The following is a 16,098-nucleotide window of genomic DNA, read 5'->3' on the forward strand; positions in this document are numbered from 1 at the left end:
GGCTGAGTCCTGTAATGTACAGAACTCAGCCCTCACGGCCTTAGCCCAAACCTGTCCAACTTTGCGGGGTCAGTTCATCGCGCGATGCGGGCTTTTTTTCGTCCGCCGGGTGCAAAATGGCGCGAATGCCGTTACGATCCCGCTCCGCCACCGTCACTCCGGATCGCATCATGCTCCATCTGTCCCAACTCGATCTCGCCACCGACCCCGCCGCGCGCCGCGTCGTGAAAGACGAAGCCGTCGCCGTCGAATTCGCGGCTGCAGCGGGCGAACTCATGAGCCTCGAAGGCCCGAACCGCTATGCGAAGGACGATGCGATCGTCACCGGCAGCAGCGGCGAGCGCTGGGTCGTGTCGCGCGAGCGCTTCGATGCCAAGTACGTGCCCGAAGGCGGCATCGCGCACGGCGAGGCGGGCACGTATCGCAACCGTCCGAGTGTCGTGCTCGCGAAAGAGATGCAGGAGCCCTTCTCGATCGCGCGATCCGCGGCCGGCGACATCCTCACCGGCGACGCCGGCGACTGGGTCATGCAGTACGCGCCGGGCGACTATGGCGTCGTAAAAGCGGCGCGCTTCGCCAAGGTCTATCGCGACGCTTAAGCGAAGTCTTCGCCCATCTCGATGTCCACTTCACGCGGCACGGTCTGGCCGTCCGCGTACATCTCTTCGAGCGATCCGAGCGTCGCTTCCACGTAGGCGCGCAGCACCGCGTAGCTGCGCGCGTGCATGCGCGGCGGCAGCGCGCGATAACGCGCGAGCGCGGCCGGATCGAAGCGAACGTCGATCGTGATGCGCCGCGCGCTCGACCCAAAGCGCATCGCCACGTAGTGAATCAGGAGCGAGGTGCGGCCCGCGTCGTCCTTGCGTTCGGCGAATTGCGTCTGCTCGGGAAAGAGATCGCAGATCACGTGCGCGAGCATGTCGATGTCCGCGCTCGGACAGTCGTATTGATAGTCGTCCATTCGATATCGAAATCCGGTTGAAGCGCCGGCTCAGGCGCGCTCAGGCGACCCGAGCGGCGACGCGCCGATAGTAGCGCACGAGCGCCACCGCGACGATCACGCCGAGCACGAGATACACGGCGTCTGCGGCGATGAGCGGCACGAGGCGCGCCTGAAAAAGCGCGGCAGGCAAGCCGACGAGCGCGTGCGCAGCCACGAGAAATACGAGTGCGTGACGCGAGCGCTCGCGCAGCATCTGCCACATCAGCGCGGAAAAGCCGAGTTGCAATACGAAGGCGCTCGCGCGTTCGACAACGAAGATGCCCGCCGACACCGGCGACAAGCTCATCAGCACCAGATGAATGCGTGCGAGCGCGTCGAGCGGCGCGCCCGCGAAGTGCGAGTCGAGCGTGCCCTGATTCGCGAGCATCGCATAGACGATCCATTGGACCTGTACGAGCACGCCGACGATCCACGCTTCCGCCCCGCCGTGCCCGATGCCGTAGCCGAGCGCGGGCCCGTGCCGGTCGAGCGCGCCCGGCTCGCGTGAAATGAGCCATTTCATCGCGAGAAAGCGTCCGACTTCCTCGCATAAGCCCGCGGCGATCGCGCCGTAGATGACGAATATCGCGGGATTCGCGAGCCAGGCCGACGTCACCGGATTGCTTAACATGAAGCCGTGCAGCGCGCGTTCGATCACCATCGCGAAGAGCGCGAAGACCGCGATGCCGAGAATCGCCTCGCGCGGCAAAATACCGAAACGCGGCCGCACTTTCATGTACAGCACGATGGGCATCGCCGCGATGATGAGCGTCGCGAGCGCGAGGCTCAGCAACGTCGAAACACTGACCATTCAGATTCCTTGTGATGCCTGTTGCGTTTCGCGTGTCGTGGATGCGCGCACGACGAGTTCGCCCGGCAGCAGGCATTCGCGCGCGGGCATCGTGGCGCCGCCGAGCCGTTCGTGGAGAAACTCGACCGCACGCCGGCCGATATCGTACGTCGGCTGGCGCACGGTCGTCATGCCGGCGAGTTGCGCCCATTCGGAGTCGTCGATCGACATCAGCGCGACGCGTGCCTGCCAGTCGGCGCCATGACGCTCCTTCAGATGCACCGCGACGCGCAGCGCAACCGGCCCGTTCGCTGCAAAAAGCGCGACGCGCCTGCCCGCCGCTTTCGCCGCCGCGACGCGCGAATCGAGTTCCGCAAGCGCGGGCGATGCATCGGCGAGATCGATCACGAGCGTCGAGCCGCTTGCATCGAGCGCGGCGACGGTTTCGCGAAACGCGGCTTCGCGCAGGCGCCGCGAACTCACGTGAGTGACGGGCTGCACGATGAACAGCAGCTCGTCGAAACCTTCATCGACGAGATGACGCGTGGCGAGCTGCACGGCGGCGGGATTGTCGAGCCCGACCATGTCGGTGATGAAGCCGTCCACGAAACGATCGACGAGCACGACCGGAATGCCGCCTTGCGCGAAGCCCTGCAGCAGTTCTTCCTTCACGCCGAGCGCATTGACGATCACGCCTTCCACGCGATACGTCGTCAGCAGTTGCAAATAGCGCCGCTCCATGTCGATCTCGTTGGCCGCGTGACAGATGAGCGGCATGTAGCCGAGCGCGTGGCACGCGGCCTCGACGCCCTGAAGCACTTCGACGGAATATGGATTGGTGAGATCGGCGAGCAGCATGCCGATCAGGCGATTGCGGCCGCGCTTCAGGCCGCGCGCCATCTGGTTCGGCCGATAGTCGAGCTTCGCGATGGCCGCCTCGATGCGCTCGCGCAAGTCGGGCGACAGCACCCCCATCTCGCCGTTCAGATAGCGCGAAATGCTGGTCTTGCCCGTGCCGGCTTCGCGGGCGACATCGGTGATCGTCGCGCGGCGCGCGCCGAACGCGGCCGGGCGGTTCGTCAATGTGGGATCGTCGGACATAGTGGTCGTGGGCGCGCGCATCGCCGTGAAGCGGGACGCGACGCCGTCATTATCGTTCTCCTCGCATCGCGCATGTTAGCGCATGCCCGCGCGACCCCACGCTTTCAGCGCGCAAGCGCGTCGCGATTGACGATGTTCCGGGTGAGCGTGCCGTCCAGTGCGCCGATGAGGTTCTCGGCGGCGTTGCGCGCCATCGCGTGACGCGTTTCGTGCGTGGCCGAGCCGATGTGCGGCAGCGCGACGACGTTCTTCATCGCGAGCAGCGGCGAATCGACGGGCAGCGGCTCCTGTTCGAACACGTCGAGGCCCGCGCCCCGAATCGTGCCGTTCTTCAGCGCTTCGATGAGCGCGGTTTCGTCGACGGTCGGCCCGCGCGATGCGTTGATCAGAATCGCGCTGCGCTTCATCTTCTTCAGCTCGTTCGCGCCGATGAGACCGCGCGTCTCGGGCGTGAGCGGCACTTGCAGGCAGACGAAGTCGGATTGCGCGAGGAGTTCGTCGAGCCCGACGCGCTTCGCGCCGAATTCCCTTTCCGCCTGCTCGTTCGCGCTGCGGTTCGTGTAGAGGACGTTCATGCGAAAGCCGAGCGCCGCGCGCCGCGCGACTGCTCCGCCGATGCGTCCGAGACCCACGATGCCCAGTGTCTTGCCCTGGACGTCCACGCCGAAGCACGCCTCGCCGATGCTCGAGGTCCAGTGGCCTTCCTTTACCCATTCAGCCAGTTCGACGACGCGGCGCGCGCTTGCGAGGATCAGTGCGAAGACGGTGTCGGCGGTGGATTCGGTGAGCACGTCGGGCGTGTGCGTGAGCACGATGCCGCGACGCGTGAGGTCATCGACGTCGAATTGATCGAAGCCTACGGAGATGGTCGAAAACGCTTTCAGGTGTTTGGCGCCTTCGATCATGTCGGAGGAGATTTTCACGCTCGCGCCGATGGCGCCGTCGGCATTCTGCAGTGCTGCGACAAAGGCCGCGTGGTCTTTTGGATCGACGTGTGCCACGTCGGCGTGCTCGCGGAGGTAGGCTTCGACGTCGCTCGGCAAGGGTTTGTAAGCTACGATTTTTTTCGTCATGGTGGGGTAAGGGTTGGGTCGGTTTGGGCTTTTGTGGAAACCTGATTTCTTGTCGGTCTATTAGCACTGCCCCTGTGCGGGGCGGCAGTCACTTTCTTTGCTGCTGCAAAGAAAGTAACCAAAGAAAGCAGCTCCACACGCCCGCGGTCACACGCAGTTGGGCCACGCTTGCCAGCCCATCGTGGGCTGCCTAAGTGTCGCCCTCAAAGGTTTAACCGGGCTTGGATCGCGCACGGTCCGCCACCTCACGCCACACAACAAGCTGGTTCAGCACCAAATGGCTCCAGCCCGCTTCGCGGCCGACCGGTCAATCGGGTCTGCCCGTACTCTTTTTGCTAACGGCTCTATCTCGCCGCATTGGTAATTCGTTGGTTTCCCCTGCAGACCCAGCGGCAGCGCGTAGCGCTGTGCCGAAGCTATTTCGTGCTGAACCGGCACGCTCAAACGACTAGCTTGTCAGACCGTGCGCGATCCACGCCCGGTTGGACCTTTGAGGGCGACACTTAGGCAGCCCACGATCACATGGCACGCGTGGCCAAACTGCGTGTGACCGCGGGCGTATCGAGCTGCTTTCTTTGGTTACTTTCTTTGCAGCAGCAAAGAAAGTGACTGCCGCCCCGCACAGGGGCAACGCTAATAAACCAAAAAGAAAACGGGATCCGGCGAAAAAAAACATCAACATCAAGACCGCACAACAACACCAGCCCTAACCGCAGCCTGCGGCTTAACAGCCAAAGTAAGCCACACAGAAAGCAACAACGCCACGCTCATGAACACATAAGAGGCCGCCGGCGACCCCGTCGCACCATTCAGATAGCCAACGAAATACGACCCAACGAACGACCCCAACGCCCCCATGCTATTGATGAGCGCCATCGCCCCGCCGGCGACATTCTTCGGCAGCAACTCCGGCACGATCGCAAAGAACGGCCCATAAGGCGCATACATCGCAGCCCCCGCGATCACGAGCAGCGCATACGAAGCCCAGAAATTCGTCGAACCGAGCAAGTACGATCCCGCGAACGCCACCGCGCCGATCAAAAGGAACGGCCATACAAACGCCTTGCGCGCCTGCAGCTTGTCGGAAGCCCAGGAAGCCAGCAGCATCGCGATGGTCGCGGCAAGATACGGCACGGCGGAGAGCCAGCCCGTCTCGACCATGCCAAGCGTCGAACCGTTCTTCAGAATCGAGGGCAGCCACAGCACGAAACCATACACGCCGATGCTCCAGCAAAAATACTGCGCGCACAGCTTGATCACCGCCGGCGACTTGAACGCCTCGCGATAGTTCTTCACGGGCTTGATCGCGGCCTGTTCGGCGCGCAGCGTCGCATCGAGATCGTTCTTTTCCTGGTCCGTGAGCCAGTTCACCTGCGCCGGCTTGTCCTTCACGATGAACCACCAGATCACCGCCCACAGGATGGCAGGCGCGCCTTCGACAATGAACATGTGCCGCCAGCCGAACGAATTCACGAGGTAGCCCGATACCACCGACATCCACAACACCGTCACCGGATTGCCGAGGATGAGAAACGTGTTCGCGCGCGAGCGCTCCGACTTCGTGAACCAGTTCGCGATGAAGACGAGCATCGCCGGCATCACCGCGGCCTCGACGACGCCGAGCGCGAAGCGGATCGCCATCAGCGACGGAATGTTGCTCACCATGCCCGTGAGCGTCGCGCACCCGCCCCACAGAACGAGGCTCCAGAACACGAGTTTCTTCACGCTGCGACGCTCGGCATAGATCGCGCCCGGAATCTGGAAGAAGAAGTAGCCGAGGAAGAACAACGCGCCGATCAGCGACGACAATCCCTTGCTGATGCCCAGGTCCTGATTGATGCCCGCAGCCGCGGCGAAGCCGTAGTTGGCGCGGTCGAGATACGCGAGGCTGTACGTGATGAAGACGATCGGCATGATCGCCCACCAGCGGCGCACAGCGAGTTTGGGAGTCGAGGATTGCATGGTTGTCTCCGAACGCAATTCGTTGGGTTTCCCGGCGGATGGCCTGGTCAGTCGTCAGGCCAGATCGAACGCGGCTTTGGCCGTCTTGTCGTTGGAATCCTGTGCTTCGAGCAGATCGAGCGCGGCGCGCGTCGGCAGTCCTTCGCTGTCGCCGATCACCTGAATCGCCAGTGCGCCGATGCGGTTGCCGCGCGCGATCGCGTGGCGCACGTCGCGGCCTTCGAGCAGTGCGCTCACGACGCCGACCGCGAAGCCATCGCCCGCGCCGACCGTATCGACGACCTTGTCGACCGGCAGGCCCGGCACGATGCCCTCTTCGCCCTCCGCCGTGCGGAAGTACGCACCGTGCGCGCCCAGCTTGACGACGACGCCCTTCGCGCCCCGGTCGAGATAGAACGCTGCGATGCCTTCGGGCTTCGCATGGCCCGTCAGCGTCAGGCCTTCGGACACGCCGGGCAGCACCCAGTCGGCCAGCGCGGCGAGCGCGTTGAGCGACTCGGCCATCGCCTCGCGCGAGGGCCAGAGCGTCGGGCGCAGGTTCGGATCGAACGAAATCGTCTTGCCTGCCGCACGCATTTCCCGGGCCATATGGAACGCGAGTTCACGCGAGCTCGCCGATATCGCGGGCGCGACGCCCGTCAGATGCAGATGACGCGCACCGAGCACGTAGTCGGCGGCGTAATCGTCGAGCGACAGGTGGCTCGCGGCCGACCCCTTGCGAAAGTACTCGACAGCCGGATCGCTGCCGTCGTCGCACTTGCCCTTGAGCTGGAAGCCGGTCGGATAGCGCTCGTCGATCGTCACGCGGCTTGCGTCGATGCCTTCGGACGCGAGCACGTCGAGCACGTAGCGCCCGAATGAATCGTTGCCGACGCGGCTCATCCAGCCCACCTTGAACCCGAGCCGCGACAGGCCGATCGCGACGTTCAGGTCCGCGCCCGCGACGCGCTTCGTGAATTGACCGGCCTTCGCGAGATCGCCGGTGACGGCCGCGACGAACATCGTCATCGCTTCGCCGTACGTGACGACGTCGAGAGCCTCAGGCTTGGCTTGCATGTCGAGTCCTTTACAGATGAATGCTGAATGCAAAATGCGTAATTCAGAATGCCGCGATTCGCGCTACCTGGCGCGCGGCTTCGGCGTCGAGCGAGACGTCCGCGCCGGCAATGAACGGATATTCGATGCCGCGCGGCACATCGCCCGGCAAGCGCGCGAGCAGCGTCGCGAAGCGGGCGTCGCCGTCCGCGGGCGCGGCCGCGAAACGGCGGGCGCCCTCGCCCATGACTGCTTTGCAGTGCACGTAGGCGACATACGGTGCGAGCCGCGTGGCGGCGTCGAGAGGATCCTGTTCGGCCCAGTGCCAATTGCCGGTGTCGAAGGTCATTGAAAGGCCGCTTTGTCGCGGCAGCGCGGCGAAGAGCGCGTCGAACGCGCCGATCGTCCCGCCCGCCTTCAGTTGTCCGTTCTCGACGACGACGCGCGCTTTGGATGCGGCGATGTCGGTCATGAGGCGGTCGAGCGTCGCCGGATCGGTCGCGACGCCGCGCTCCGTGCCGCCCAGTTGCAGCTTGACGATGCGCGCGTTCAGCGCCGACGCTTCGTCGACGGCGAGGCGGAGTGCTTCGCGGTCGAGCGAGCCGTCGTCATGGAAAAGCGTTGCGGGCGTCGAATAGACGATCCACAAACCCAACCCGCGAATACGTTCGCCCAGTTGCGCGAGCGCTTCCGGCTGCGCATCCGCGTCGCTCGCGAACAATTCTCGGCGCACTTCGAAGCCGTTCGCGCCCGCTCGCGCCGCGGCGCAAGCCCAGACGGCGTGACCGTCGCGCCGGATCGCATCGGCGCCGAACGCGCTCGCAACGATCACAACGTCAGTACTCGCCTCATCGTTCGGGGAATTCTCGTTCACGTGCTTCTCGGTATCGTTTCGGCGCCAAAATTAGCCTGGAACCGGTTCCATGATCGATTTTCAAAAAAGACGCCGCGGCGCCCTGTTGAGAACGAATGGTGCGTCAGACCGCCATCGAGGCGCCATAGTGGAATTCCCTAGCCGAGCAGACCCGGCTCGTCGCACAACTCCAGAAAACGCGCCGCGACGCGCGACGGCGTCGCCGCATGAGGCAGCAGAATGGAAAAGCGGCGCGTGAGCGGCTTCGGTGCGATGCGCACGCGCCGCAGCGCACTGTCTTCGTGACGGATCGACATCGCCGACACAAAACCGATGCCCATGCCCGCGCGCACCGCCTCTTTCACGCCCTCGACGCCGGCGATTTCCAGCGCGACGCGCATCGGCGCATCGCAGTCCGCGAACGCGCGCTCGATAACCTGCCTCACGCCCGAGCCTGGCTCGCGCAGCACGAGCGGGTGCTCGCCGAGTTCATCGAGCGTGACGGACTCGCGCCCGTCGGCAAGCGAATGGCCGTTGGGCAGAATCGCGACGATCTCGTCCTCGCGCCACGACGTGACCGTCGTGCCGAGCGGCAGATCGCTGCCGGGCGAGCCTTCGACCAGCGCGATATCGAGCGAACCGAGGGCTGCGACGATATCCGCCGTATTGCCGTCGATGGTCGTCACGACGACGTCCGGATAGCGCTTGTGAAACGCCGCGATCAGGTACGGCAGCAAATAGCTCGCGGGCGTCGTGCTCGCGCCGATGCGCAGCGTGCCGCGCTCCAGCCCGCGCAACGCGTCCCGCAGCGCGTGCGCCGCCCGGAACGTCTCGCGCAGGCGCTCCGCGTGGCCGAGCAACTGTTCACCGGCGGCGGTCAGGCGCACACCGCGACCGTCGCGCTGATACAGCGGCTCGCCGAACTCCTCCTGCAGAAGCCGCAGTTGGCCGGACACGGCCGGCTGCGACAGATGCAGCGCCACCGCCGCACGGCTGATATTGCCGTGCTCCGCGACCGTCGCGAAGGTTATCAGTTGTTCCGGGGTCATTTCTCATAAATATCAGTTTGTCCGATACTTCACATTCTAAATCACGATTTTTCATATTGATATATCGGGAATAGGATTAGCCCATCGATTCCACCAATTTCAAATGGGTTCATCCATGTCCACGGTTCAGTCCGCACACCATCTTGCGCCGGCCGCCTCCTCCACGCGCGGGCAACTCAACGGCATCCTGTTCGTCGCGTTGTTCGCCGCAGCCGTCACGCGCCTCGCCAGCATCCCCGCCATCGCCGGGCTCGGGATCAGTCCGTTGATCGTCGGCATCGTTGCGGGCGCGGTCTACGGCAACGCATTGCGTCACGGCATGCCCGATAGCTGGGCGGCGGGCGTCAACTTCTCCGCGCGCAAGCTGCTGCGGATCGCGGTCGCGTTCTTCGGGCTGCGCGTGAGTCTCCAGGAGATCGCGCAAGTCGGCGTGTCGGGCTTCACGGTGTCGGTGCTGGTCGTCGTGAGCACGCTCGTGATCGGGACGTGGGCCGGCATGAAGCTGATGAAGCTCGATCGCGACACGGCACTTCTCACGGCAGCCGGCAGCGCGATTTGCGGCGCAGCGGCTGTGCTCGCGTTCGAATCGACTTTGCAATCGAAGCCGCACAAGAGCGCAATGGCCGTCGGCAGTGTCGTGCTGTTCGGCACGCTCTCGATGTTCCTCTATCCGCTCGCGCTCAACGCCGGCTGGCTGCATCTCGACACGCTCGGCGCGGGCCTCTTCTTCGGCGGCACGATCCACGAAGTGGCGCAGGTCGTCGGCGCGGCGAGCAACGTGAGCCCGGAAGCGACGCACATCGCGACCATCGTGAAAATGACGCGCGTGATGCTGCTGGTTCCCGTGCTGCTCGTGATCGGCTTCTGGATCAGCCGCTCGCGTGCCGCATCGGCGGATGGTTCGGCGCAGGGCAAAGGCAAGATCGCGGTGCCCTGGTTCGCGCTCGGCTTTCTCGTGCTCGTCGTCGTGAATTCGCTGCACGTACTGCCCGATGCCGCGACGAGCACGATCAACACGCTCGACACCTTCGCCCTCACGATGGCCATGACTGCGCTCGGCATGGAGACGCGCATCGCGCAGATCCGCGAGGCGGGCCCGCGCGCCCTCGCCACCGGCGCGATCCTGTACGCGTGGCTCGTCGGCGGTGGCCTTGCGATCACGCTCGGGGTCGAACGTCTGTTCGGCTGAGGGATGCACGGAAGTACCCATCGCGCGAGTGTCGGCTCGCGCGATAACGCTTTGAGGGAGCACTCATGGAACACGGCGCTCGCACCCAGAACGAGAAGCTCGATGTCAAGACCACGACGTGCTACATGTGCGCATGCCGCTGCGGCATCCGCGTGCATCTGCGCGACGGCGAAGTCCGGTACATCGACGGCAATCCGAACCATCCGCTCAATCAAGGCGTGATCTGCGCCAAGGGCGCGTCGGGCATCATGAAGCAGTACTCGCCCGCGCGTCTCACGCAGCCGCTGATGCGAAAACCGGACGCCCTGCGGGGCGAAGCGCAGTTCGAGCCGGTTTCATGGGAAGTCGCGCTCGACACGCTCGAAACGCGTCTCGCGCATCTGCGCGCCACCGATCCGAAGAAGTTCGCGCTCTTCACGGGCCGCGACCAGATGCAGGCCCTGACCGGCCTCTTCGCCAAGAACTTCGGCACGCCCAACTACGCGGCGCACGGCGGCTTCTGCTCGGCCAACATGGCGGCCGGCATGATCTACACGATCGGCGGCTCGTTCTGGGAATTCGGCGGCCCCGACCTCGATCGCGCGAAGCTCTTCTTCATGATCGGCACCGCGGAAGATCATCATTCGAATCCGCTCAAGATCGCCATTTCGAAGTTCAAGCGCGCGGGCGGGCGCTTCATCGCGATCAATCCGGTTCGCACGGGCTATGCCGCCATCGCCGACGAATGGGTGCCGATCCGCCCCGGCACCGACGGCGCGCTCTTCATGGCGCTGATCCACGAACTGATCGCCGCCGACGCCTGGGATCACGAGTTCGTCACGCGCTACACGAACGCGGCGGAACTGCTCGACATGAACGAAGCGAGCGATACCTTCGGGCTTTTCGTGAAAGACGGCGAGACGCCCGAGCGCAACGCGCTCTTTCCGCAAAATCATCTGTGGTGGGACAAGAAGACGAATCGCGCGGTCGCGCATCATGCCGATGACGCCGAACCCGCGCTCGAGGGCCGCTACACGCTCGACGACGGCACGCCCGTCACGCCCTCCTTCGCGCTGCTGCGCGAGCAGGTGGCGTCGTGCACGCCCGAGTGGGCCGCCGGCATCACCGGCATTCCCGCCGCAACCATCAAACGTCTCGCCGCCGAAATGATCCAGACGGGCCGCGACCACAAGGTCACGCTGCCGATCGAATGGACCGACTGCTGGGGGAAAAAACACGACACCGTGACGGGCAACCCCGTCGCCTTTCACGCGATGCGCGGGCTCGCCGCCCATTCGAACGGCTTCCAGTCGATCCGTGCGCTCGCGGTGCTGATGTCGCTGCTCGGCACGATCGACCGTCCGGGCGGCTTCCGTCACAAGTCGCCTTTTCCGCGCGCGGTGCCGCCGTCCGCGAAACCGCCGAATCATCCCGATCAGGTCAAGCCGAACACGCCGCTTGCGAGCGGCCCGCTCGGATGGCCCGCCGCGCCCGAGGACCTCTTCATTCACGACGACGGCACGCCCGTGCGCATCGACCGTGCGTTCTCGTGGGAGTATCCGCTCGCGGTGCACGGCGTGATGCACAGCGTCATCACGAACGCGTGGCGCGGCGATCCCTACCCCATCGACACGTTGATGATATTCATGGCCAACATGGCGTGGAACTCGTCAATGAACACGATGGAAGTGCGCAAGATGCTCGCCGACAGGAACGACGACGGCGAATACAGGATTCCGTTCATCGTCGTGTGCGATGCGTTCCAGTCGGAGATGACCGCGTTCGCCGATCTCATCCTGCCTGACACGACCTACCTCGAACGCCACGACGCGATGTCGATGCTCGATCGCCCGATCTCCGAGTTCGACGGTCCCGTCGATTCGGTGCGCGTGCCGGTCGTGCCGCGCACGGGCGAATGCCGGCCGTTTCAGGAAGTGCTGGTCGAGCTCGGCGGCCGCCTCGGGCTGCCCGCGTTCACTACGCCGGAGGGCAAGCCCAAGTATCGCGACTATCCGGATTTCATCGTCAATCATCAGACGTCGCCGGGATCGGGCGTCGGCTTTCTGATGGGCTGGCGTGGCAAGGACGGCCGCGATGCGCTCGTCGGCGAACCGAATCCGAACCAGTGGGAAGAGTACGCGAGGCACGATTGCGTCTATCACTACACCTTGCCCGAGTCGCTGCAGTACATGCGCAATTGCAACGGGCCTTATCTGCAATTCGCCGTCGACAAGGGCTTTCGCAAATTCGGCGAGCCGATCCTGATCCAGCTCTACTCCGACGTAATGCAGAAGTTCCGCCTCGCCGCGCGAGGACGCACGAAAGGCAGGCAGCCGCCCGAGCATCTGCGCGCGCGCATCGAGCAGTATTTCGATCCGCTGCCGTTCTGGTACGCGCCGCTCGAACTCGACACGACCAATCTCGACCGATATCCGCTCGCGGCCGTCACGCAGCGCCCGATGGCGATGTATCACTCGTGGGATTCGCAAAACGCGTGGCTGCGGCAGATTCACGGCGAGAACCTGCTGTACATGAATCCGCGCATGGCGAAGGCGAACGGCATCGAGGACGGCGGCTGGATCTATGTCGAATCGCAATGGGGCAAGGTGCGCTGCATGGCGCGCTATAGCGAGGCGGTCGAACCGGGCACGGTGTGGACATGGAACGCGATCGGCAAGGCGTCGGGCGCGTGGAGCCTCGGCCCCGATGCCAACGAATCGCAGCGCGGCTTCCTGCTCAATCACCTCATCACCGACGAGCTTCCGGCGTCCGGGACCGAAGGCATGCGCTTCTCCAACTCGGACCCGATCACGGGACAGGCGGCATGGTACGACGTGCGCGTGCGCGTCTATCCCGCCGAAGCGGATGCCAGCCACACGCTGCCGCAATTCGCGCCGATGCGCCCCTCGCCCGGCATGCCGGGTCCGATCCAGCGCGTCGTGCAGACCTACTTCGCCGGGCGCGGCGAGTTCGCGGCGCGTTTGCGCAATGTCATCAAGCGAAACCCGGGCAACTGAAGGAGACCATCATGACCCAAATGGCCCTCGTGATCGACCTGAACGTGTGCGTCGGATGTCACGCGTGCGTGACGAGCTGCAAGGAGTGGAACACGTCCGGCGAAGCGGGCAGTCTCGCGGATCAGCGCCCCTATGACGCCGATCCGTCCGGCACTTTCTTCAACCGCGTGCAGACCTATGAAGCCGGTGAGTTTCCGCTCGCCGACACCATCCACTTTCCAAAGTCCTGCCTGCACTGCGAGGACCCGCCGTGCGTGCCTGTCTGTCCGACCGGCGCGAGCTACAAGCGCAAGGAAGACGGGCTCGTGCTCGTGGACTTCGACAAGTGCATCGGCTGCAAGTACTGCGCATGGGCGTGTCCGTACGGCGCGCGCGAGCTCGACGAAGAGCGCAAGGAAATGACAAAGTGCACGCTGTGCGCCGATCGCATCTACAACGAGGCGCTGCCCGAGCGCGATCGCAAACCCGCATGCGTGCTCGCCTGTCCGACGTCGGCGCGGCTCTTCGGCGATATCCACGATCCGGAGTCGGTGGTCTCGAAGGCGATCGAGGAACGCGGCGGCTATCAGCTGATGCCCGAATGGGAGACCAAGCCCGCGAATCATTATTTGCCGCGGCGCCCGGTGAATGCGTGCGGCAGCGGCGGCTCGTGCGGTTGTCATTCCGGCGACGACGCCTCGCTCGAAGCGCACGGCGACCTGAATCTCGCGGCGATGGCCGCGCGCGTCTGACTTCATCGGAGCTCGAACATGAAACCCGCGTTTTCCGTCGTGTTTCTCACAACATTGAGCGGCGCCGCGCAAGGCTTGCTGATCGCGCTCGTCGGCGTCGAAATTTTCGCGAAGCTCGGTCTGAGCGGGTTGCCTGCGCAGACGTTCTTCGTCATCGGCGCGGCGTTGTCGGTCGTGCTCGGCGGGCTCGGGCTGATCGCTTCGTTCTTTCATCTCGGGCATCCGGAGCGCGCCTGGCGTGCGATCGCGATGTGGCGCACGTCATGGCTCTCGCGCGAATGCCTCTGCCTGCCCGCGTTTCTCGCGTGCGACGCGTTGTACGGCATCGCGCATTGGCTGGGCACGCCGGGCGCGCTCGTCATCGGCGTGATCGGCGTGATTGCGTCGGCGGCGCTCTTCGTCTGCACCGCGATGATCTACGCGTGCCTGCGCTTCCTGCAGGAATGGGCTACGCCGCTCACGATGGTCAACTTCGTGCTGCTCGGCTGCGCGTCCGGCTTCACGCTTGCGACGGCCTGCGCCGCGTGGCTCGCGCCGTCGCTCGCGGCGGGGCTTGCGGCTTGCGCCTGCACCCTGACGCTCGCAGGCTGCGCGACGCGCGTCGCCGCGTTGAAGCGCAATGCCCGCTTGCGGCCGAAGTCGACCGTGCAAAGCGCGACGGGCATCAAAGGACCGAACGTCGTGCAGAAATCACGCGGCTTCACGGCGGGCGCGTTCAATCTGCGCGAGTTCTTTCATGGACGATCGGCGCAAGCGATCGCGCGCATCAAGTGGACGTTTCTCGTCGGCGCGTTCGGCGTGCCGTTCGTGCTGATGCTGCTCGGGATCAGCGCGCAGTCCGTAGCGCTGTTCTGCCTCGCGTCGGTCACGCAGTATCTGGGACTCGTCGCCGAGCGATGGTTCTTCTTTGCCGAAGCGCGGCATCCGCAGAACATCTACTACGCGCGCGCTTCGTGATTGGCGGGAAGACGCGTGCCGTACGGCACGCGTTCCTTGCTACACCGCGAGCTTGAGCGCCTGATCGAAATCGGCGATGAGATCGTCGGTATCTTCGATACCTGCGGACAAACGCAGCATGCCGTCCGAAATGCCCATCGACTTGCGCACTTCCGGGCCGGCTTCGAAGAAGATCGTCGGCGCGACCGGAATGATCAGCGTGCGCGTGTCGCCGAGGCCCGTCGCCTTGACCGGCAATTGCAGCGCGTTGACGACTTCGATCATGCGATCCGCGTGGCGCAATTCGAACGACAGCAGCCACGACGCGCCCTTGAACAGCGACTGCGCGATCTCGTATTGCGGATGACTCTTCAGCCCCGGATAGAACACCCGCCCGATAGCCTCGTGCTGCTCGAGAAATTGCGCGAGCGCGAGCGCGTTCTCGCTGCACTTCGCGACGCGCAGCGCGAGCGTTTCCGCGCCCATTGCGATCGAATGCGCCTGCTCCGACGACAGCGACCCGCCCATGTCGCGCAGCCCCTTTTTGCGAATCTGCAGGAGCCCTTGCTCCTTCGGCGGCGAGCGGCGGTAGTCATCGGCGATGTTCGGGTACGCGCTCCAGTCGAAGAGGCCCGTGTCCGTCACTGCGCCCCCGAGCGCCGCGCCATGTCCGGCAATGGTCTTCGTCAACGAATTGACGACGAGGCTCGCGCCGACCGCCTTCGGCCGGAACAGCGCGGGCGATGTGATCGTATTGTCGACGACATACGCGAGACCGCGATCGCGGCACAACGCGCCGATGCCGGCGAGGTCGGGAATCTGCGTGCCCGGATTCGCGATGGTCTCGACGAACACCATGCGCGTGTTCGGCCGGATCGCGTCCGCGACGTTCGCGGCCGATGCCGAATCGACCATCGTCACGTCGATGCCGAGCGTTCTCAAGGTGCCGAAAAGGCTGTTGGTGTTGCCGAACACGTAGCGGCTCGACACGACGTGATCGCCCGCGCGCAGCAAGGTGAGGAACACCGCCGTCAGCGCCGCCATGCCGGTGCTGAAGCAGATCGACCCGACGCCTTCTTCGAGGCTCGTGATCTTGCGCTCGAGCGCCGCGGTCGTCGGCGTGCCCTGACGCGCGTAATTGAAGCCGCCTTTTTTCGTGCCCTGAAAGACGCCGATCAGATCCTCCACGCGCTCGAATCCGTACTGGACCGATGTGTGGATCGGCTGCCGCACGCCGCCATGCTCGACGCCCACGCTTCTGTCGCCGTGAACGATGCCAGTGGTAAAGCCTTGCTTGTCCATCCCTTCTCCGCTGCGTCGAAAACACAAAACATCAATTTTGCACGATCTGGGCGGATTCATGGCGTCGCCGTCAAACAGGAACGCGTGTTGCTCGCCCGA

Annotated in this window: 14 protein-coding genes; 5 read left to right on the top strand and 9 right to left on the bottom strand. The window is 64.6% G+C overall.

Features of this window, described 5'->3' with window-relative positions; translation table 11 throughout:
- Positions 1-170 precede the first annotated feature (170 nt).
- Positions 171-599 (top strand): PGDYG domain-containing protein, encoded by a 429-nt coding sequence (locus NCT32_RS07470; RefSeq protein ID WP_250490062.1) that lies wholly within the window; start codon positions 171-173, stop codon positions 597-599.
- On the opposite strand, the gene NCT32_RS07475 is transcribed toward NCT32_RS07470, so the two are convergent.
- From NCT32_RS07475 to NCT32_RS07510, 8 genes are all read right to left on the bottom strand, one after another.
- A complete protein-coding gene (locus tag NCT32_RS07475; protein WP_061121505.1) occupies positions 596-961 on the bottom strand; it encodes a DUF3022 domain-containing protein in 366 nt (121 codons plus the stop codon). The two genes, NCT32_RS07470 and NCT32_RS07475, sit on opposite strands and share 4 nt — an antisense overlap.
- Before the next feature lie 40 nt (positions 962-1,001).
- A complete protein-coding gene (locus NCT32_RS07480; protein ID WP_250476679.1) occupies positions 1,002-1,793 on the bottom strand; it encodes a YhfC family intramembrane metalloprotease in 792 nt (263 codons plus the stop codon).
- Positions 1,794-2,873, bottom strand: a complete 1,080-nt coding sequence (locus NCT32_RS07485) for a LacI family DNA-binding transcriptional regulator (RefSeq protein ID WP_061121507.1) — start codon at positions 2,871-2,873, stop codon at positions 1,794-1,796.
- A 104-nt stretch (positions 2,874-2,977) separates the two neighbouring features.
- A complete protein-coding gene (locus NCT32_RS07490) occupies positions 2,978-3,946 on the bottom strand; it encodes a D-glycerate dehydrogenase (RefSeq protein WP_061121508.1) in 969 nt (322 codons plus the stop codon).
- Between the two features lie 681 nt (positions 3,947-4,627).
- A complete protein-coding gene (locus NCT32_RS07495) occupies positions 4,628-5,908 on the bottom strand; it encodes an MFS transporter (RefSeq protein ID WP_250490063.1) in 1,281 nt (426 codons plus the stop codon).
- 54 nt (positions 5,909-5,962) lie between these two features.
- Positions 5,963-6,964, bottom strand: a complete 1,002-nt coding sequence (locus NCT32_RS07500) for a sugar kinase (RefSeq protein ID WP_250490064.1) — start codon at positions 6,962-6,964, stop codon at positions 5,963-5,965.
- Between the two features lie 43 nt (positions 6,965-7,007).
- Positions 7,008-7,817, bottom strand: a complete 810-nt coding sequence (locus NCT32_RS07505; protein ID WP_250490065.1) for a TIM barrel protein — start codon at positions 7,815-7,817, stop codon at positions 7,008-7,010.
- A gap of 137 nt (positions 7,818-7,954) precedes the next feature.
- Positions 7,955-8,845, bottom strand: a complete 891-nt coding sequence (locus NCT32_RS07510; RefSeq protein WP_250490066.1) for a LysR family transcriptional regulator — start codon at positions 8,843-8,845, stop codon at positions 7,955-7,957.
- Between the two features lie 115 nt (positions 8,846-8,960).
- On the opposite strand from NCT32_RS07510, the gene NCT32_RS07515 reads away from it, so the two are divergent.
- The 4 genes from NCT32_RS07515 (at position 8,961) to NCT32_RS07530 (ending at position 14,718) form a co-directional block, all read left to right on the top strand.
- On the top strand, positions 8,961-10,034 hold the full coding sequence (locus NCT32_RS07515; RefSeq protein ID WP_250490067.1) for a YeiH family protein: 1,074 nt from the start codon (positions 8,961-8,963) through the stop codon (positions 10,032-10,034).
- A 65-nt stretch (positions 10,035-10,099) separates the two neighbouring features.
- Positions 10,100-13,030: a molybdopterin oxidoreductase family protein gene (locus NCT32_RS07520; protein WP_250490068.1), complete on the top strand. Its 2,931-nt coding sequence runs from the start codon at positions 10,100-10,102 to the stop codon at positions 13,028-13,030.
- Positions 13,031-13,041: 11 nt separating this feature from the next.
- Positions 13,042-13,761 (top strand): 4Fe-4S dicluster domain-containing protein, encoded by a 720-nt coding sequence (locus tag NCT32_RS07525; RefSeq protein WP_250476686.1) that lies wholly within the window; start codon positions 13,042-13,044, stop codon positions 13,759-13,761.
- An 18-nt stretch (positions 13,762-13,779) separates the two neighbouring features.
- Positions 13,780-14,718 (top strand): DmsC/YnfH family molybdoenzyme membrane anchor subunit, encoded by a 939-nt coding sequence (locus NCT32_RS07530; protein WP_250490069.1) that lies wholly within the window; start codon positions 13,780-13,782, stop codon positions 14,716-14,718.
- 39 nt (positions 14,719-14,757) lie between these two features.
- Here the strand turns inward: NCT32_RS07530 and NCT32_RS07535 are convergent, their stop codons facing one another.
- Positions 14,758-15,999 carry a cystathionine gamma-synthase family protein gene (locus NCT32_RS07535; protein ID WP_061121517.1) on the bottom strand — a complete coding sequence of 414 codons (1,242 nt, stop codon included), beginning with the start codon at positions 15,997-15,999 and terminating at the stop codon, positions 14,758-14,760.
- Positions 16,000-16,098: the final 99 nt, after the last annotated feature.

It is taken from the genome of Caballeronia sp. INML2, from assembly GCF_023631365.1.
Classification (GTDB): Bacteria; Pseudomonadota; Gammaproteobacteria; order Burkholderiales; family Burkholderiaceae; genus Caballeronia; species Caballeronia turbans.

Excerpts from the sequence above, each read along its gene's own strand:
- NCT32_RS07510 (WP_250490066.1), bottom strand. The coding sequence starts at position 8,845 with ATGACCCCGGAACAACTGATAACCTTCGCGACGGTCGCGGAGCACGGC.
- NCT32_RS07480 (WP_250476679.1), bottom strand. The coding sequence starts at position 1,793 with ATGGTCAGTGTTTCGACGTTGCTGAGCCTCGCGCTCGCGACGCTCATC.
- NCT32_RS07500 (WP_250490064.1), bottom strand. The coding sequence starts at position 6,964 with ATGCAAGCCAAGCCTGAGGCTCTCGACGTCGTCACGTACGGCGAAGCG.
- NCT32_RS07535 (WP_061121517.1), bottom strand. The coding sequence starts at position 15,999 with ATGGACAAGCAAGGCTTTACCACTGGCATCGTTCACGGCGACAGAAGC.
- NCT32_RS07525 (WP_250476686.1), top strand. The coding sequence starts at position 13,042 with ATGACCCAAATGGCCCTCGTGATCGACCTGAACGTGTGCGTCGGATGT.
- NCT32_RS07495 (WP_250490063.1), bottom strand. The coding sequence starts at position 5,908 with ATGCAATCCTCGACTCCCAAACTCGCTGTGCGCCGCTGGTGGGCGATC.
- NCT32_RS07515 (WP_250490067.1), top strand. The coding sequence starts at position 8,961 with ATGTCCACGGTTCAGTCCGCACACCATCTTGCGCCGGCCGCCTCCTCC.
- NCT32_RS07485 (WP_061121507.1), bottom strand. The coding sequence starts at position 2,873 with ATGTCCGACGATCCCACATTGACGAACCGCCCGGCCGCGTTCGGCGCG.
- NCT32_RS07470 (WP_250490062.1), top strand. The coding sequence starts at position 171 with ATGCTCCATCTGTCCCAACTCGATCTCGCCACCGACCCCGCCGCGCGC.
- NCT32_RS07530 (WP_250490069.1), top strand. The coding sequence starts at position 13,780 with ATGAAACCCGCGTTTTCCGTCGTGTTTCTCACAACATTGAGCGGCGCC.
- NCT32_RS07475 (WP_061121505.1), bottom strand. The coding sequence starts at position 961 with ATGGACGACTATCAATACGACTGTCCGAGCGCGGACATCGACATGCTC.
- NCT32_RS07520 (WP_250490068.1), top strand. The coding sequence starts at position 10,100 with ATGGAACACGGCGCTCGCACCCAGAACGAGAAGCTCGATGTCAAGACC.
- NCT32_RS07490 (WP_061121508.1), bottom strand. The coding sequence starts at position 3,946 with ATGACGAAAAAAATCGTAGCTTACAAACCCTTGCCGAGCGACGTCGAA.